Below are 17,702 nucleotides of genomic sequence, written 5' to 3' on the forward strand. Positions count from 1 at the left end.
CTAATTCTGAGAAAAATAAATAATCACGTCGTTCAAACTATCGAGCACTGCTTCCGAAAGCTGTTTCATCTCATCGTCCGCAGGCAGAAGATCCGGAACCATTATCGGCCGAAGCCCGCCTCTGTGAGCGGCTCTTATGCCGTTGAAGGAGTCCTCGATCGCATAGGCATTTTCCGGTGCAACGCCTATTTTCTCACAGGCGAGCAGAAAAATGTCAGGCTCAGGCTTACTCTTTGAAACCATATCTCCCGTTACTATCTCATCAAAATAGTCCAGAATTTTCGCATCCCTTAGCTGGTTAACTACGGTCTGCCTTCTGGTTGATGATGCAAGGGCAATCTTTTTCCCATTATTCTTCAAAAAATCCAAAATCTCAAAAACTCCGCTTTTCATCGGGAGTCTTCCGCCATCATATTTTTCATGGTACATCTTCGAAGCTTCCTTCGCGTACTCATCATAAGGAAAATCCGGTCCATAGGCGTTCATCATGATTTCTCTTGTCTTTGCATCATTTGTGCCGGTGCACTCAAGATAAGGCTTCTCAATCCCTTCAATCCCGTACTTCTCAGCCAGCTCTATCCAGCAATACATTGTTGCTCTCTCGGAGTCGAAGATGACTCCGTCCATATCAAAAACTACCGCCTCAAATTTTTTCATAGCTGCAATATCGCCCATTTCATCTCCTCCGCAAAAGTCTTTTTTCACATAGATACTATAATAAAATAAAAGGAGCGCATGCACAATGCGCTCCTTAAGCATCCTCACTATCTATCAGAAATTGTTTCCGTTCCATCCCCAATCATCAGATCCGAAATAGCGGATATACATATGATCAGGCGCTACCCCAAGAATGTCGCCGTATATTCCGGTCAGTTCCTTTGTCATCTTCCCATAGGTATCCGGAGATGCATTACCGTAAATCTTAACCTCAATGAATGCGGTAGGCGCAGAATCATCTCCCCTGAAGTACATTGGAATATCACCTTCAATGGCCAGCATGAGCCAGCTCTCGCTCTTTCCGGGGATGATTGAGATTGCCTTTCCAAGACGCTCTTTGAGCTGAACTTCTTTTTCTTTTGATACTGTTACATTTGTTTTTGTTGAAATAAATGGCATGACTTTTTCCTCCTATATCATTAAAATCTGAACTTCTTAATTCCCAATAACTTGATTTTCAATAGCATAACCACCAGAAAATAGCCCACCATATGAATGCAGATCAGTAGCATACCTGCAAGTCCGCTCACAAAGATAATCAGGCCGCCGAATATCACATCAAAAGCGGTCATGTTTCTTGTGAAAAAATTGTTGTCCGAAAGAGGCTCATCAAGCAAAAGAACATCGTGCTTTTCCCGCAGCCGTTGTGTCCAATAAAAGCGACAGACTCCCCCCTGACAAACGAAAGTGAAATGCCATCCAGCACCGTGTTTCCGGCATATATTTTAGTCGCATTTTCAAGAGTTATGATTTTTTCACTGTTCTGCTTGTAAGCCATCCGTTCTCCTTTTTTCATACACATCCCGAAACTTCTAAGCCTCCTATTACAGCGCCTTCTCGTAGCACAGGAAGTCCTGATCGTACATGAAGCATTCGCCGACAACATTAAAATCAAAAACCGAGTAGCAACGTATAGCTTTTACATTGTACTTATTCACAAGAAAATGGATGCTCTTGTAGCCGCGCGCTTTGAGTTCATCCATACCGCGCTGCATAAGTTTTCTTGCAATTCCCTTACCCTGCATGGACGGATCCACCGCAACACGTGCAAGCTCTCCCCCGGGAAAAAGTTCTTTATTCCAACATTCCAGGCTATCCACAGCTTCGTCTACTTCAAGAGAAATTGCAGCAATTACCTTATCATCTTCCTTTATAATAAACAGAGCATCTCTGGACAGATCAAAGTCAATCGTTTCATTCGACGGATAATCCTCATCCCACGCACAAAACTCCCTGCCCTTTTGCATCTCATATAAAGCCAGTATCTGCTCTCTGTCGTTCTTTGTTGCGAGTTCAATTTCCCCCACTTTATTACCTCCACATCAAAACCTCTTTCTCAACCTTACGGCATTCTTATTAGTATAGTTCAAACTTTTCACACTGAAATGGAAGCAATCGCTTCGTTCATAATTGCATCGACGTCTGCTCCCAGAACGTCGAGTCCGCTGGCCTTTATAAGGCTCACGTCCTTAATTCCGTAGTAACTCTCAGCGAGCGCTTTTATATAGCCATAGCCGTATTCATCGGGAACCACAGGGCCGCCGGCTGTCGTAACATAGTATAGTTTGTCAGCCTTACACATTCCCTTGGGCATGCCCTCCGGGGTATATAAAAAGGTGATTCCAAGTACATTTATGGCTTCAATATACTGCTTCAATTTTGCAGGAAAAGACAGATCCCAATAAGGCGCAGCGATAACTATCGTATCCGCCTTGGCAAACTGTCTTGCAAGATCAAACATCTTATCATCGAAAGCGCACTGCTCAATGAGATTTTCTCTCTTAGTCAGATATTCTTCGCTTGTGGTCTCAAAACTGATATCTTCCAGCTTTACATACTTGACCTCTCCTGAGAGTTTTTCCATAAGAGCATCCGCAAGTCTCTTAGTTCTGGAATTTTCACGAACACACGCATCAATGTAAAGAATCATTTTATTCCTCCTTTTCTGATCCGGTCACGAATTATATCCCAGTCGGTGCAGCGATGATAGTTTGCACCGGGAAATTCTGCTTTGCTGTTCCAGGGTCTGTCAAACACCAGGACATTTAGATCCGGCAGATGATCGAAGAATCCGAAAGCCATGGGTGAATCCTCCACCGCATAATCAAAATGCATCTTGTAATAGTCCTCGAGTTCCAGGTTGAACTCACCGCCTTTATAGAAAAAGTCTCTTCCGTATTTATTAAGAAAAAATAGCTTCGGGCGACTTAAATCATGCTCCTCAAGCCACTGTTTTGATGCCTCATAAGCTGCGAAAGGACGGCCTGTAATTACAAAAACTTCATGTCCCTCATCAATTAGTTCATTAAGAACCCTTGATGCTCCGGGCGTCTCTTCATAGGAAAGAAGAATCTCGGGGCGATGTCCCTCCTTCATCAGCTCAGCGTATTCTTCATCATTCAGTGAAAAGGACTCCTGAAGATTAAAGGAATGGAGCTCTTCGTAGGGGACATTTTTCCCAAAAAGTCTGGATGCGATCTCGACAAAAGATAGTGCCGTCTCGCATAGACAATCATCAAAATCTACGTAAATTTTCAGCGGTTCTCTGCTGTACATAATTATCTCCTTTTACCCCTCATCCGTCAGCTACGCTGACACCTTCCCCCTTTCATAGGGGGAAGGCATTATTGAAATTTTCTTCTGAAAAGCTTAAGCAACACCGCGCCCCATATTGCAAAAAGAACAGCTGCAATAAAAAGGCTTACGGGCGTCTCATCCTTCGACCACACACCCACATGATACATGGGAAATGGGATAAACACATATCTGACTGCTCCCTTTATGAAAAACGGAACAAAAAAGGTGATGCCAAACAGGCCGGACAACTTGCCAACTGCCATGCCCTCTACCTTGTTGGAAGATATGGCCACAACAAGAAAGGATGTGATTATTCCGCAAAGTGATGATGAAATAACCATAACAAAAATTACGGGAATACTCAACTTTGTAAGGGCAAATACAGGAAGAATAACCGCTGTCATGGCTCCCGATATCACTCCTGGAAGAAGGATTCTTGATAGAAGATACCCGTTTTCTCCGGGCGGTGTCACCAGTATATATTTTGCGATCCCGTCGTCGATTTCTCCAAGAACCACAAGTCCTCCTATGAAGGCAAACATCATACCCGTGAGAATTGCAAGGAGCCAACTGAAAAAATCATAGTAGGGCACAAGAAAGCTGCCATAACCAAACCCTGCAAGAATCTTTTCCTCAAAAATCGGTACTCCGAATCTGAAGATACTCCCCACCAAAAAGGGTGCGATGACCAGCATGATCATCATCATATCGCGGGTTATCTGTTTTACCATAAATCCAAACATCTTACATGTAGCACTCATAGTTTATTCTCCAACATTCTTATACATTCTAATGACGCATCTTTGTGCGATAAGATACAGAACTCCAATCCACGCAGCAAGGCTTATCAGTGAAAATGGCAACATATCGGTATTTCCCTCAATCAGCCTCATAGCTGCGCATCCGGGGTGAATCAGCATCAGCGGATTGTCCCACATAATCCCTGCTCTATACACGATAACAGGCGCAAAACCTATAACTTCAAAGGGCACGGTACCCAGTATGTATTGATTGAGGTTACTGACCTTTGTTCCAACTATAACTCCGCACAGGCTAAAGAGAATCGATCCTGCGAGTATCCCCGCCATACACAAAAACAGGTTATAGGTAGATCCAAAAAGGATCAACACAAGCCCCACAACCAGAGAGATTATCGCAAAGGAAATCACTTTTCCGAAGATATACTCTGTGGGTGTAACCGGCGAAATTACTATTGAGCTTGTGATATGCTGGCTCTTTTCAAGCAGGATCAACGCTCCCATAAAGAACATCCCCATTGCAGCCGGATCCGAATATACGCAGCAGGACACAATGATGTTCCTGATATTTCCTTCAAAGAATGAGAAGATTATCATGTAAACCAGAATTACGAGGACGTACAGAAAATAAAAGCCGTACTTCCACTGAAAGATGATGTCACCTTTTATTACATTCGCTTGTCTCATAGTAGTCACCCGTTAGTCCAAATGTGTGCCGGTTATCTCAATAAAAATATCATTGAGTGTGGGCTCCCCGCTGTGAATCGAGGTTATCCGGTTTTCATCAATAAGCTGCTTTAAAGTCTCGTCGCCACTGATGTCCGAAAGAATCGTGCTCACCATTCGCTCCTGTCCGTTCTCCATATAGGTGTAGGTCACTCTGGCTGCACCGCGACTCATAATGAAATTATGCGGAGTATCCACCGCCTTCATCTGGCCGTCCACGATAAACACAACTCTGTCACAAAGCTCGGTCGCATCCTGCATGTCGTGCGTAGTGAGAATGATGGTCTTCCCCTTCTCCTTCTCATTCCGGATAAGGTCCTTCATAATCTTGGCGTTATTGGGATCAAGGCCGCTGGTGGGCTCATCCAGAAACAGCACGTCCGGATCGTGGATCAGCGACTTGATGAAGTTCAGTCTGGATTTCATGCCCTTGGAAAAAGCTGAAACCTTCTTATCTGCGTGCTCATACAAGCCGACTTCCTTTAGAAGTTCATCGATATCCCTTTTGTTTCCGCTGTAGAGTGACGCGAAGTATTTGAGATTTTCCCTGGCGGAAAGCTTATCAAAAAGGCTCGGGAATTCAAAATCGACACCGATTTTCTCATAAAAATCCTTGCCGTGATTTTTGCTCTCGGTACCTAGAATGCTGGCGCTCCCCTCATAGTTTGTGCATATTCCGGTAAGCACCTTCTGCAGGGTGCTCTTACCTGCACCGGAGGGTCCGAGGAATCCGAAAATTTCTCCCTTATCTACAGAAAAAGTAATGTCCTTCAGAAAGGGAGTTTTACTGTAGCTGAAATAAACATTTCTAACATCAATCACCTTGTTGTCTGTCATAGCCTGATCTCCTCTTTTTTATGCTGTCCTAAAAATCGTACAGTTATTAGAATCCTGAGTTTTATTCCAAAATCTGTATAACCAGTCCTTTTACCAGCATGCGCATGCTCTCTCTGAGGTTCTCCTCTCCAATGACATGCTTGTACATAGAACCGAATAAAATCATTGAAAAGGATCCAACAACTGCCTCGACGTCGAGCCCCTTCCTTGCAGCCACTTTTGCTATAATACCTGCTCCCATACGGGTGTCCTGATCCCTGTGGTTTTGAAGCAGATCCTCCGGAAGCTTCGAAAGAACCTGGTTCATCGCCTCAGGCTCAAGCAGTACCTTGAGGCAGGAAGTGGTTGTAATTTCCATCGCCCCGAGGATCACCTCAGCGATCTCATCGATACATTCAGAGAAGGCTCCCTCCTCCTCGGGATCAATATTATGGCTTGCGATTATGGAAAGAAATCCCTTTGTAATATAGTCATCCACCTGCTCATGGAAATCCTGGGCCGCATCGAAAAACAGCACCTCTTTACATGGATAAAAAAGGTAGAATGTTCCCTTTGGAATTCCGGCAAGTTTTACCAACTCATCCACGGTAGTCTTCTTGACACCTTTTTTCATCAGCATCTCATTGGCTGCTTTCTTTAAGCGGATAATGATCTGCTCTCTTTCACTTTCTGTGTAGGTTTTTGGCATATACTTATCCTCTTTTTGACCAAATTTGTATTTTTAGTCATAATAGCCCTTCTCACACATCGATGTCAATGCTTTTCTGACTATTTTTATATTTTTAGTCAAAAAAATAATTCAGGGCATAAAAATACCCCTTTTACAGGACTATTTTCATCCTGTAAAAGGGGCATTTTATTATATTCTGCTCTTCACCTTGGAATTAATCTCTTCATAAAGAGAATCCATGAGCTTCTTGGTTTCAGCGATGATATCTTCTTTTTTCACAGAGAGCTGTACGCTCTTATCTCTTGTGCAGAGCTCAATCTCTCCGTTAGCAAGAGCCTTGGGACCAACAATCACGCGAACCGGAACGCCCAGGAGATCTGCATCGGCAAACATGACGCCGGCGCGGACATCTCTGTCATCATAGATAACCTCTACGCCCATGTTTGTGAGTTCCTCATAGATCTTGTCAGCTGCTTCTCTGCAGGCATCGTCATCTCTTCTCATGCAGCAAACATGCACCTTCCAGGGTGCAACAGTGATGGGCCAGATAGGCCCCTTGTCATCGTGGCGGGCTTCCATGATACTTGCTGCAAGGCGACCAACACCGATTCCGTAGCATCCCATGATGGGTGTCTTGGAACTACCGTCCTCATCCGTATAGGTCATCTTCATGCTGTCTGAGTATTTGGTACCGAGCTGGAAAATATTACCGACCTCAATACCTCTGCTGATTCTTATGGTTTTCTTACCGCAGCAGGGACAGATGTCACCGTCACGAATTTTGCTGACATCAACGTACTCCACATCTCCGATGTCTCTCTTGATGTTAAGGCCTGTGTAGTGATAGTTTGTCTCGTTGCCGCCGCAACACAGGTTCTCGATGCCTTCAAGTGACTTATCATAAACAATCCTGCAATTGCCGTGCTGCTCGTAAGGTCCGCAGAAGCCGGCAACAAGTCCCGATTCCTCAGTGATCTCAGCCGGGTGAACCTCCTCATGGAGGTAGTTTACAAGCTTCGTCTCATTGACCTCGTAGTCTCCGCGAATGAAAACAACAACGTACTCATCGGTCGCATTTATCTGATAAACAACAGCCTTACAGGACTCCTCAACTTTGCTCTTTAGGAAAGCGCATACATCTTCGATGGTCTTGCAATCAGGTGTGTAAACCTTCTTAAGCTCACCTGCAGGCGTGCATCCGGAATTGTCCACGGTTGTTTCAGCTGCCTCCATATTTGCGCTGTAACCGCAGTCATCACACAGTGCAATGGAATCCTCTCCTGCGTCCGTAAGCAGCATATACTCGTGAGATACGCTTCCTCCTATCATACCCGAATCAGACTTAACCGAGATAACATCAGGAATACCAGCTCTCTCGAAAATTCTGTCATAAGCGTTTGCCATTCTGTCATAGTATTTCTCAAGGTCTTCCTGAGAAGTGTGGAAAGAATAAGCATCCTTCATTGTAAACTCACGTACTCTTATAAGTCCTGCTCTGGGGCGTGCCTCGTCACGATACTTAGTCTGTATCTGATAAAAAGCGAAAGGATAATTTGCATAGGTGCTTCCGTACTCTCTCGCAAGATGAACAGCTGCCTCCTCATGGGTCATACCAAGTACCATAGGAGTATCATTACGATCCTTGAATCTCAAAAGCTCTTCGCCAACGCTCTCATAGCGTCCTGATTCCTCCCAAAGTGCTCCCGGAAGAACCACAGGAAACATGACTTCCTGGCAATCCACACCGTCCATTTCCTCTCTCAGGATCTTCTCGATGTTCTGAGTAACTTTCTTCATGGGCGTGTAAAGTGAAAAAATACCGTTTGATACACGCTTTACATAACCGCCGCGAAGGCTGTAAGTGTGACTGTCAATCACACAGAAAGCGGGCTTTTCCTTGAATCTCACTCCGACTAATTTGCTAAGTTTCATAATGCATAACTCCTTTCACAACAAATAATGAGGTTGTGTATGCCTGTTGACCTTTGCGTGTGAAGCAGACACGAACTCGAAAATGCTTCGCAAAAGAAAAGTCCTAAGCATACTTTATTTGTACACTTAGGACGAATAATGTTTTTATCCGCGTTACCACCTAAATTCAGGCCTGAAAACCTGCACCTCATTGCAAGCAAGCACTCGCATGTCTATGATCACGGTGACCTCCGTCAGAAGTTTCTGATTCTCTTGAATAAAATCAGTTTTCCCTTCTGCTGCTCCCAGACGGGTTCAATATCCGAAAACCGAAGCCTCTCACCAACCGGCTCCTCTCTGAAGGTCTCAAGATACCTACTATTTCTGTTCTTAGCATTTAACTGTTATTTTAATCCATATCAGAAAAAATACAAGCCCTTTTCTCTCAGCGAAGCCTGGTTTAATTTAGGAGCCTTGCATCTGTGAGTGTGCAGTACATCGCACCGTTCTCCTCATAGGTATTGAAAATACCCTCCACTGTCACTTCCGGAACATCTGTCTCCGGATAGTTCCCATCTGCCAGTTCGAACTCAATTCCCTGGGCGCAGCAAGCGGTCGCATCCGTTATTATGCAAGAGTGATAGTCCTTCCCGGTGGTATCGTCGTGGTAGATGTCATAAAGGCCTTGCATCTTCACCTTTCTTCCGACATACATGCCCGGAGTCATCATCATCTGATATACCTCCGCGTAGATCATGGTGGATGACATCGCTGTGAGATCAACCTCGGAGGTGTCGGTTGAATCTGTGCCTGCGGTTAGTGTTGATGCGTCTGATGCAGTTGTAGCAGTGGCTTCTGTTGGTGTGTCAGTTTCGTCTGCGGAAGAACTATCTATTAATGTGTCGATTTCATCTTTGGTAGCTGTCTCTGTTGATATATCGTATACGTCTGAAGTTAAGTCTTCCGTAATTTCCCCTTCTTCATTTTTGCTTCCACACGCTGTCGCAAGCACAAGCATACAGCATACTATCAGCAAGTTCCTTATCACATTTTTATTCATGCAAGCTTCCTCCCTGCTAGCGATCCGCCACAGCAGATTGCAAAGCCAACCGCGTCGATAGCAACAATGGTTGAGCCTACAGGTGTACCGGCAAGTATGGAAACAATGATTCCCACAAGCGCACACACTACGGAAAATACTGCAGAAAAAACAGTCACATTTTTAAAGCTGGTAAACAGTCTCATCGCCGATAGTGCCGGAAAAATAATAAGTGCCGATATCAAAAGCGAACCCACAAGGTTCATCGCAAGAACAATGATAATTGCAGTAACCACCGCGATAAGAAGGTTGTAAAAATCCACTTTGGTTCCGACAGCCCTGGCGAAGTTTTCATCAAAAGTCACTGCGAAAATTCTGTTATATAGAAGCACATACGCAGCCACAACAAACACCGACATAACCACGCACAGCCATACATCAGTCATCGTGAGCGTCAGGATCGATGTCGATCCGAAAAGCGTCGTGCAGACATCACCTGTCAGGTTGGAACTCGTCCCGAACACGTTCATAATAAGATATCCGAAAGCCAGTGCACCGACTGATATCATGGCGATTGCGGCATCCCCCTTCACCTTCGCATTACGGCTTGTCCTTAGCAGAAAAATCGCGCTGATTATCGTTATCGGAAGAACCAGTGTCATTCTGTTTGTGAGATTCACTACGCTTGCCACCGCAATCCCGCCAAAAGCCACATGTGAGAGCCCATCTCCGATATAGGAATATCTTTTCAGGACGAGCGTTACTCCAAGAAGCGATGAACACAGAGCTATCAGAACACCGACAATCAGTGCATATCTTACAAAGGGATATTGCATATAAAATAAAAGCTTTTCCATGTCACACTGCCCTCCTTGTGTTAAGTTTTTCATACTCGATAAAAAGTTTACCTTTTTCGCTCGCCATGAATTCCTCGGCGGTTCCAAAGAAGATATCATCCGACATATACAGAATATGGCTTGCATATCTTATCGCTGCCTGAATATCATGGGATATCATGATTATCGTCATTCCGTCAACATTCAGCTTGCTTATAAGCTCGTACATCTCCCCTGTAATCTGCGGATCAAGTCCCGACACAGGTTCATCCAGAAGAAGAATTTTCCCTGCGGCACAGAGAGCTCTGGCCAGAAGGACTCGTTGCTGTTGTCCGCCGGAGAGTTCTCTGTAGCATCTGTCAGCAAGCTCTGTAATCCCCAGCTTTTCCATATTCTTATCCGCAAGCTCTTTTTCTTTCTTTGTGTAAAAAGGTCGAAACCCAGGCTTAGTCTGGCATCCGGAGATTACGATTTCCTTTACTGACGCAGGAAAGTCCCTCTGAACGATCGTCTGTTGCGGAAGATATCCTATTTCATTTTTTGTTATTCCGTTTCCAAAAATCACATCACCGGAGACCTTGTCGCAAAGGCCAAGGAGTGTTTTCATGAGAGTCGTTTTTCCGGAGCCGTTTTCCCCGACGATGCAAAGATAGTCACCCTCATTAACCTCAAAATGCAAATTCCTTGCCACTACTGCGTGGTCATAACCAAGAGTCAGGTTGCTGACAGATAATAACTTCATAATAATTCTCACTTTCTGAATGTGCTTCGTTACTCGAGCGATTCCTTTAATACTTCAAGATTCTGCTCCATGATTCCGAGGTAGGACACGCCGCTCTCAACATCCTCAGAGGTTGTGCTCTGCATGGAATCCATTGTCAAAATCTGCTGATTTTTATCTTTTGTATTGCTTATTATTGTTTCCGCAATCTTGTGATTTTGTCCCTCAATCGTAAGCACGCTCTTAAGTCCGAGCTCATCCACTTTTCCCGATAAGAAAGCTATAGTCTCAAAGCTCGCCTCAGTCTCAGCAGAGCATCCGACAAAGGCTGCGTAGTAATCAAGGCCGTAGTCATCAGTCATATATCTGAAGGGAAATCTGTCTCCGAACAGAACCGTCTTTACGGAAGCTCCGGATACCGCGCTTTCATAGGCAGAATCAAGAGAAGCAAGTTTTCCCATATAGTCATCTGCGTTAGCCTTGTAGGTATCTGCATTCTCAGGATCGATGGTTGCAAGAGCATCGGCGATCTTCTCAGTGATGACCTGCGCATTTTTCAGAGAAAGCCAGACATGTTCGTCGTATTCAACCTCTTCCTCGGTTTCTGAAGAATCGGCAGCGTTCTCATCTGCATCCTCGCTTTCCTCTTCCTCAGCCTGCATGCCTTCTACAACCTCTTCTTCCTTGACGGTATCTCCGAGAGCGTCCATCAGATTTATAACCACCATGTCATCATTTGTTCGCTCAGCAAGGGCATCATCCACCCACTCGTCAGACTCGCCACCGACATATACGAACAGGTCGCACTCCGATATTTTCATGATATCCTCAGCTGTTGGCTGATAGCTGTGAAGGTCTACGCCGTTATCAAGGAGCATGATGATATCCGCATCCTCAGCCTTTTCTCCGAGAACTTCTTTTACCCAGTCGTACTCCGGAAAAATAGTGCAGACGATTTTCATCCCGTCATTTTTTGCAGCACCATCGTCTTCATCTACTTCGCTGCTTGTAGCAGTCTCTTCGTCAGTTATCTCCACATTTTCACTCTCCGGAGATTCAGCAACATTATCTGTCGCGGAAGTAATCACAGTCTCGTCAGAACTCTTTCCGCACGCACAAAAACAAAGCACCGCTGCCACTGCAGCCGCCGCAATCGATAATTTTTTCATAGTAATGTCCTCTCTATTCACTTTTATTATGTTGAAAAATTACAGAATTATAGTGGGACAGACTATTTAATCATTCATTCGAACCATGGAACTTACAGGTGTTGAATACACCAGGACATTGTCTTTTAATTCAAGAATAGCTACAAAAAGGATTACAGCCAAAAAAGCTGCGTAAAGATTAGCGCTGCCATCTCCAAGTTGATTCAGGTTATTTTCACACTGCTGCAGCAGCGCACAGACAGGGCAGCTGTCTCCGTCACAGTTATGGAAAGTCTCAACGGATACAAACACCGCTGAAAAAAGCACAACAAAAAGCATCGCAAACGCAAAGTATGCGACTATCAGATTCCGTATACGGTTTTTCTGATTCTTATTTTGCAGCATTTTTATAATCGTTTCCAAATTTCTTGTTAGCCATTGCTTAAATCAAACTGATTATATTTCCGTTTCTTTCTCATGTCAAACTGTATCACGGAATCATGATTGCTTTTTGTTGTGTAGATTACTTACAGAATATCTATATGTTCTCCTGCAAGTGCCTTATTCATGCTTCTAACTGCGCAGAATTTTCCGCACATGGAACAGGTATCATCAAATTCGGGAGCCCTGTCCTCTCGTATGGATTTTGCAGTTTCAGGGTCAATTGCGCACTCCCACTGGCCATCCCAATCGAACTCTTTTCGTGCGTCTGCCATCTTGTTATCAATATCCATGGCATGCGGTATTTTCTTAGCTATATCCGCTGCATGTGCTGCAATTCTTGAAGCAATTATTCCCTGCTTAACATCATCTACATTAGGAAGTGCAAGGTGCTCGGCGGGAGTTACGTAGCAGAGGAAAGCTGCACCTGCCGCGCCAGCGATAGCTCCGCCTATAGCTGAAGTTATGTGATCGTAACCGGGTGCGATGTCCGTAACAAGGGGGCCAAGAACGTAGAAAGGTGCTCCCATGCAGATAGTCTGCTGCATTTTCATATTGGCCTCTATCTGATCCATAGGCATGTGTCCGGGACCCTCGACCATGACCTGAACGTCCTTCTCCCACGCTCTTTTTGTAAGCTCTCCAAGTCTCACCAGTTCCTCAATCTGGCACACGTCACTGGCATCCGCAAGGCATCCCGGTCTACAGGCATCACCGAGGGATATTGTCACATCATACTCTCTGCAGATATCAAGGATTTCGTCGTAGTATTCATAAAAGGGATTCTCCTCTCCGGTCATGCTCATCCAGGCAAACACAAGCGAGCCGCCTCTTGATACTATGTTCATTTTTCTCTTGTGCTTCTTGATCTGGTCGATAGTCTTCCTTGTAATTCCGCAGTGGAGTGTCACAAAATCAACACCATCTTCGGCATGAAGTCTTACTACATCGATGAAGTCATTCGCAGTGAGTTCAGAAAGATCCCTCTGGTAATGGATGACGCTATCGTAAACAGGCACAGTTCCCAGCATGACAGGGCACTCTTCCACAAGCTTCTTCCTGAAGGGCTGGGTATTCCCGTGTGAAGACAAATCCATAATGGCATCCGCTCCCATGTTGACCGCCGCCATCACTTTTTCCATCTCAATATCGTAGTCCTTACAATCCCTTGAAACTCCGAGATTCACGTTGATCTTGGTCTTCAGCATCGAGCCCACGCCCTTTGCATCAAGGCACTTGTGATTCTTGTTGGCGCAGATCGCAACATGTCCCTTTGCCACAAGTTCTCTGATTTCTTCGGGCGTTCTGTACTCGTCCTTTGCAACCTTCTCCATCTCGGGAGTGATGATCCCTTTTCTTGCTGCTTCCATCTGTGTTGTGTAATTTCTCACTTATGTCTTCTCCTTTTATTTGAGTTTCTTAGTAATTTATTTCTTTGCTGTTGTTGCTTTTCCATATTTGCGCCAATATATTGGGAATTCATTGATTATCTTGGTATTAGTTCATCTTACTAGTGCCAAGATTTTTCTTTTTTCATTGCTATCTTGGTATGGGTCTGACTTACTTTTACCAATATTTCCTAGATTTATTGATTTTCTTGGTATTGTTTTATCTTACTTGCGCCAATATTTTTCGAATTTCTTTGCCATCTTGGTATAATTCTGTTTCCCTTGCGCCAATATTTTTCGAATTTCTTCTTTTTCTTGGCATAGCTCTGTTTTTCCCATGCCAAGATTTCCCTGTTTCTTTATTTATCTTGGTACAGCTATGTTTTTTCTATACCAAGATTTCTTATATTTCTTCTTTTTCTTGGCAGTTGCCATAATAGTCGTCATCTCAGTTGCCAAGGAAGTCACTGCAATAGTCATCACAATAATTGCCGTAATAGTCAGCTCAATAATTGCCACAATAATGCCAGAGTGGACCGCGGCCGTGACCAAGGTCGAGATCAGCGGCTATGCACTTTTCCATATACTCTTTGGCTGATCGTACTGCGGTTTCAAGATCATGCCCTTTAGCCAGGTTAGCGGCAATTGCACTTGATAGAGTGCAACCTGTTCCATGAGTGTTGGGGTTGTCTATTCTTGTGCCGGAAATCCATCTGACATCATCGTCTATGTAAACATTTTCATCAGTAGCTCTACCATCATCTTCATCCTTGACTTTATAAGTTTCCGCATCAGTATTTTCCACATTTGCCATATACAGCAGATCTGCTGTCACTCCGTGCTCTTCAAAAGTACTGTGTCCGCCTTTTAATAACACGTTACACCCGCAAGCATCTCCAAGCGTCTTTGCGGCAACTTCCATATCCTGCTCGGAAGAAATCTCTATCCCGCACAGTATCTCTGCCTCCGGTATATTGGGTGTAACCAGAATGCTTCGTGAAAATAGTTCTTTCGTCATGTATTCGGTAGCATCTTTTCTTGAAAGCTCAGTTCCGGAGGTTGAGCTAAGCACCGGATCAATAACCACATTTTTAAGGTCGTATTTATCAATAGCGAGCACCACCGCCTCCATTGCTTCTTTATTCGGAAGCATGCCTATCTTCACCGCGTCAGGCCTGATATCCTCAAGGACCGCCTCCAGTTGCTTGTAGATGAAGTCCTTCGGAACCGGCAGAACTCCGGTGATGCCCATAGTGTTTTGCGCTGTGAGTGCGGTTATCACACTCATTGCGAAAACGCCGTGCGATTCAATAGTCTTGATGTCCGCCTGGATTCCGGCTCCCCCGGACGAGTCACTTCCGGCAATTGTTATAACCGTCTTCTTTTTCATATTTTCAATAGCTCCAAACTGTTCCATATTCATTTTTGACGAGGCTGTTCCTTCAATGATTCAGTTCCTCAAAAGCTGCGACCAATTCTGCCGCTGCCTTTTCCGGATCTTCTGCCTTCATGATTGCAGACACAACACATATTCCTGCTATCGGAACACCTTTCAGAATCTGAATATTATCCTTATTGAGCCCGCCTATGGCATTTGCGGGTATTGGCACAGCTTCGCAGATACTTCGAAGCGTATCAACCGAGGTCAGAACCGTTTTCACTTTGGTTGTGGTAGGATAAATTGCTCCTACTCCAAGGTAATTGGCACCGCTTTCATAAGCTTCCTTCGCCTGCTGCACAGTCTTAGTCGTGGCACCGATTATCATCTTGCCTCCCACAATTCTTCTTGCGACGCTGACCGGCATGTCGCTCTGCCCAAGGTGCACACCCTCGGCTCCTATCGCCATCGCCACATCTATCCTGTCGTCCACAATCAGCGGCACCTTGTACCTTGCCGTAATCTCATGAACCTTACCCGCAAGCTCCATGTATTCACGGGTGCTCTTTTCCTTTTCCCTGATCTGGACAATCGTGGCGCCGCCCCGTATGGCTGCCTCCGTCTTTCGAAGAAACGTCTCCTCATCCATTCCGGTGCTGTCTGTCACCAGGTAGAGCTTCAGCTGCTCTCTGTCTATTCTTCCCATCTGTCTTGTACTATCCAATCCTATGACCGGACTAATCCTTTCTATGTTTTATGAAAAATAAATTCAGTTACATGAATATTTTTCTTCAGCGCATCTAAGCAAACTTTTTACAGTTTCTTCATCGATCATTGAAATTGCATTTAAAAGTTCAACAAGAAAACTTCCGCTTCCAACCATGCTTTCAGATGCTTCGCCATTTGTAAGCCTCTCCGTAACTGTTTCCGCTCTCTCATATGCAATTTCTCCGGCAATCCCGAAAAATCCGGCAGCGCGGGTGACAGCTTCTATGCTCGCATTCCTTGCCAGAAACACGCCGCATATAGCCCCTAGCATGCACCCGGTTCCCGTAATCACCCCCATCATCGGATTCCCATTACGTATAAAAAATGTACGACTTCCATCTGATACGATGTCCTTCTCTCCGCTGGCGAGAGCGATCACTCCCAGATTCAAAGCCAGCATTCTTACAATATCAGCTATCTCTGAAGCTCCCAGACTTTCGTCGGCATCGACGCCAACTCCTCTATAGGACTCATCAAAAATCGCCTTGATTTCAGAATAGTTCCCCTTTATTAAAAGGATTCCCTTTTCCCTCAAAGACAATTCCGGTTTCTGCGACCTCATCTTTAGAAGCCTCATCACAAAATCCCTGCGAAGCTTGGAGCAGGCTACGCCCACCGCATCTATCACAACCGGTATATTTTTCTCCAGAGCAGTCTCAAAAGATATCTCCATCGACTCCATTCTGGTGTCCGATATATTACCCAGATTAATTACAAGAGCAGAAGCGCTCTCAGTGATTTCCCTGACTTCCAACGGATGCTCAGCCATTATCGGCTTCGCGCCAAGTGCTAAAATTGCATTTGCGCATTGCATCATAGATATTGGATTTGTTATACAGTGAATTAGCTCAGACATTTATGACGCCTTTCTTTTTGTATTATTTTCGCTGTTTTCTTCAGTTGTCTCAACATCCCTAAGACTGTTCTGAATCCTTGAAAGCATACCCGTAGCCTTAAGTCTTAGAAGCAGCAAAAATGCGATGCTTCCCCCGATAAGGGTTCCGCAGATAAAGCTCGGAACGTAGAAAAACCAGGTCAGGCCCTCTTTCCCCCAGAGATAAGTCATAACAGGGTAGGATACGACAGAGCCGATAAGGCCCGTTCCTATGATCTCCCCAAGGACCGCTGCGAAGATTTTCCCTTTTGATAATTTGTAAAAAACTCCTGAAAGTGTTGCCCCGAAAACAGCTCCGGTCAGAGCAAGGGGCGGAATTCCCATAATCGCCATCCTGATGATGCCGATTAGAAGTGCACAAAGAAGCGCGTAAGCCGGTCCCATGAAGACCGCACAGGTTATGTTGATAAGATGCGCCATCGGGCACATTCCCTCAACTCTCAGAATCGGTGATATCACAACTCCGAGCGCCACAAACATGGCCAGCATAACCAGCCTCAACAAATAGTTACTTTTTTTCATACCTCATCTCTCTATACTTTCTTATATATTTTGCACAAAAGAACCAGTATTTAAGCCCTATGTGCAATTGGTTAATAAGTTACAAACAATGATAAGCATTAAATAATGGGCGAAAACCATGTCATTTCAGGTACAATGCATATGTGTTTCCAGTCAGAAGGGTGCACGAAAGATAACGTCATCCTTTTTATGAAGGCGAATCTGTGTCCCATTCTTCCCTATGGCTGCTAACCTCTCATGTCTAACAGGATCTTTCTCCCGTAGGAGTGTCCTAAATTCCTTCGTCCAGCCTACCCATAGTGGGGTGCCGCTTTTGCTCCTATCCAGGGTCATGCCCTATAATGTATGTCTTAGCGGCTTCGCTCTGCTT

22 protein-coding genes and 1 other annotated feature are annotated in these 17,702 nt (G+C 44.7%); all 22 genes read right to left on the reverse strand.

What is annotated here, in order from left to right:
• Positions 1 to 675 (reverse strand): HAD family hydrolase, encoded by a 675-nt coding sequence (locus G596_RS0112360; protein WP_242829189.1) that lies wholly within the window; start codon positions 673 to 675, stop codon positions 1 to 3.
• 96 nt (positions 676 to 771) lie between these two features.
• Entirely contained in the window at positions 772 to 1,116 is a 345-nt protein-coding gene (locus G596_RS0112365; RefSeq protein WP_022762158.1) for a phenylpyruvate tautomerase MIF-related protein, read from the reverse strand.
• 20 nt (positions 1,117 to 1,136) lie between these two features.
• The gene (locus tag G596_RS24920) at positions 1,137 to 1,334 is read right to left on the reverse strand and encodes a hypothetical protein (protein ID WP_155829264.1); all 198 of its coding nucleotides are present in this window, start codon (positions 1,332 to 1,334) and stop codon (positions 1,137 to 1,139) included.
• Positions 1,286 to 1,603, reverse strand: coding sequence for an ATP-binding cassette domain-containing protein (locus tag G596_RS26095; protein WP_081646740.1), 318 nt, complete (start codon positions 1,601 to 1,603; stop codon positions 1,286 to 1,288). The genes G596_RS24920 and G596_RS26095 overlap by 49 nt, the downstream gene beginning before the upstream one ends.
• A complete protein-coding gene (locus G596_RS0112380) occupies positions 1,542 to 2,024 on the reverse strand; it encodes a GNAT family N-acetyltransferase (protein WP_022762161.1) in 483 nt (160 codons plus the stop codon). Before G596_RS0112380 ends, G596_RS26095 begins: the two co-directional genes overlap by 62 nt.
• A gap of 68 nt (positions 2,025 to 2,092) precedes the next feature.
• Entirely contained in the window at positions 2,093 to 2,647 is a 555-nt protein-coding gene (locus G596_RS0112385; RefSeq protein WP_022762162.1) for an NAD(P)H-dependent oxidoreductase, read from the reverse strand.
• Positions 2,644 to 3,273 (reverse strand): 5' nucleotidase, NT5C type, encoded by a 630-nt coding sequence (locus G596_RS0112390; RefSeq protein ID WP_022762163.1) that lies wholly within the window; start codon positions 3,271 to 3,273, stop codon positions 2,644 to 2,646. The genes G596_RS0112385 and G596_RS0112390 overlap by 4 nt, the downstream gene beginning before the upstream one ends.
• 68 nt (positions 3,274 to 3,341) lie before the next feature.
• Positions 3,342 to 4,055: a hypothetical protein gene (locus G596_RS0112395; RefSeq protein ID WP_022762164.1), complete on the reverse strand. Its 714-nt coding sequence runs from the start codon at positions 4,053 to 4,055 to the stop codon at positions 3,342 to 3,344.
• A gap of 3 nt (positions 4,056 to 4,058) precedes the next feature.
• The gene (locus G596_RS0112400) at positions 4,059 to 4,739 is read right to left on the reverse strand and encodes a fluoroquinolone export ABC transporter permease subunit (RefSeq protein WP_022762165.1); all 681 of its coding nucleotides are present in this window, start codon (positions 4,737 to 4,739) and stop codon (positions 4,059 to 4,061) included.
• 12 nt (positions 4,740 to 4,751) lie between these two features.
• Complete coding sequence (locus G596_RS0112405; RefSeq protein WP_026671313.1) at positions 4,752 to 5,600, reverse strand: ABC transporter ATP-binding protein; 849 nt, start codon at positions 5,598 to 5,600, stop codon at positions 4,752 to 4,754.
• A gap of 76 nt (positions 5,601 to 5,676) precedes the next feature.
• Positions 5,677 to 6,303, reverse strand: coding sequence for a TetR/AcrR family transcriptional regulator (locus tag G596_RS23880; RefSeq protein ID WP_022762167.1), 627 nt, complete (start codon positions 6,301 to 6,303; stop codon positions 5,677 to 5,679).
• A gap of 171 nt (positions 6,304 to 6,474) precedes the next feature.
• Positions 6,475 to 8,217 carry a proline--tRNA ligase gene (locus G596_RS0112415; RefSeq protein WP_022762168.1) on the reverse strand — a complete coding sequence of 581 codons (1,743 nt, stop codon included), beginning with the start codon at positions 8,215 to 8,217 and terminating at the stop codon, positions 6,475 to 6,477.
• Positions 8,218 to 8,341: 124 nt separating this feature from the next.
• Positions 8,342 to 8,597, reverse strand: a binding site (T-box leader).
• A gap of 59 nt (positions 8,598 to 8,656) precedes the next feature.
• A complete protein-coding gene (locus G596_RS22055) occupies positions 8,657 to 9,256 on the reverse strand; it encodes a hypothetical protein (RefSeq protein ID WP_022762169.1) in 600 nt (199 codons plus the stop codon).
• Positions 9,253 to 10,092 carry a metal ABC transporter permease gene (locus G596_RS0112425; protein ID WP_022762170.1) on the reverse strand — a complete coding sequence of 280 codons (840 nt, stop codon included), beginning with the start codon at positions 10,090 to 10,092 and terminating at the stop codon, positions 9,253 to 9,255. Before G596_RS0112425 ends, G596_RS22055 begins: the two co-directional genes overlap by 4 nt.
• A 1-nt stretch (position 10,093) precedes the next feature.
• Complete coding sequence (locus G596_RS0112430; RefSeq protein WP_022762171.1) at positions 10,094 to 10,813, reverse strand: metal ABC transporter ATP-binding protein; 720 nt, start codon at positions 10,811 to 10,813, stop codon at positions 10,094 to 10,096.
• A gap of 29 nt (positions 10,814 to 10,842) precedes the next feature.
• Positions 10,843 to 11,961, reverse strand: a complete 1,119-nt coding sequence (locus G596_RS0112435) for a metal ABC transporter substrate-binding protein (RefSeq protein WP_022762172.1) — start codon at positions 11,959 to 11,961, stop codon at positions 10,843 to 10,845.
• Between the two features lie 66 nt (positions 11,962 to 12,027).
• Entirely contained in the window at positions 12,028 to 12,345 is a 318-nt protein-coding gene (locus G596_RS23885) for a hypothetical protein (RefSeq protein ID WP_022762173.1), read from the reverse strand.
• Between the two features lie 122 nt (positions 12,346 to 12,467).
• Complete coding sequence (gene thiC / locus G596_RS0112445; protein ID WP_022762174.1) at positions 12,468 to 13,772, reverse strand: phosphomethylpyrimidine synthase ThiC; 1,305 nt, start codon at positions 13,770 to 13,772, stop codon at positions 12,468 to 12,470.
• A 502-nt stretch (positions 13,773 to 14,274) separates the two neighbouring features.
• On the reverse strand, positions 14,275 to 15,186 hold the full coding sequence (thiD, locus tag G596_RS0112455) for a bifunctional hydroxymethylpyrimidine kinase/phosphomethylpyrimidine kinase (protein WP_242829190.1): 912 nt from the start codon (positions 15,184 to 15,186) through the stop codon (positions 14,275 to 14,277).
• Positions 15,187 to 15,211: 25 nt separating this feature from the next.
• Entirely contained in the window at positions 15,212 to 15,853 is a 642-nt protein-coding gene (thiE, locus tag G596_RS0112460) for a thiamine phosphate synthase (RefSeq protein WP_022762177.1), read from the reverse strand.
• A gap of 63 nt (positions 15,854 to 15,916) precedes the next feature.
• Positions 15,917 to 16,771 (reverse strand): hydroxyethylthiazole kinase, encoded by an 855-nt coding sequence (thiM, locus tag G596_RS22065; protein ID WP_022762178.1) that lies wholly within the window; start codon positions 16,769 to 16,771, stop codon positions 15,917 to 15,919.
• Positions 16,772 to 17,332: an energy coupling factor transporter S component ThiW gene (thiW, locus tag G596_RS0112470; protein ID WP_022762179.1), complete on the reverse strand. Its 561-nt coding sequence runs from the start codon at positions 17,330 to 17,332 to the stop codon at positions 16,772 to 16,774.
• Positions 17,333 to 17,702: the final 370 nt, after the last annotated feature.

Source organism: Butyrivibrio sp. AD3002 (genome assembly GCF_000420905.1).
Lineage (GTDB): Bacteria > Bacillota > Clostridia > Lachnospirales > Lachnospiraceae > Butyrivibrio.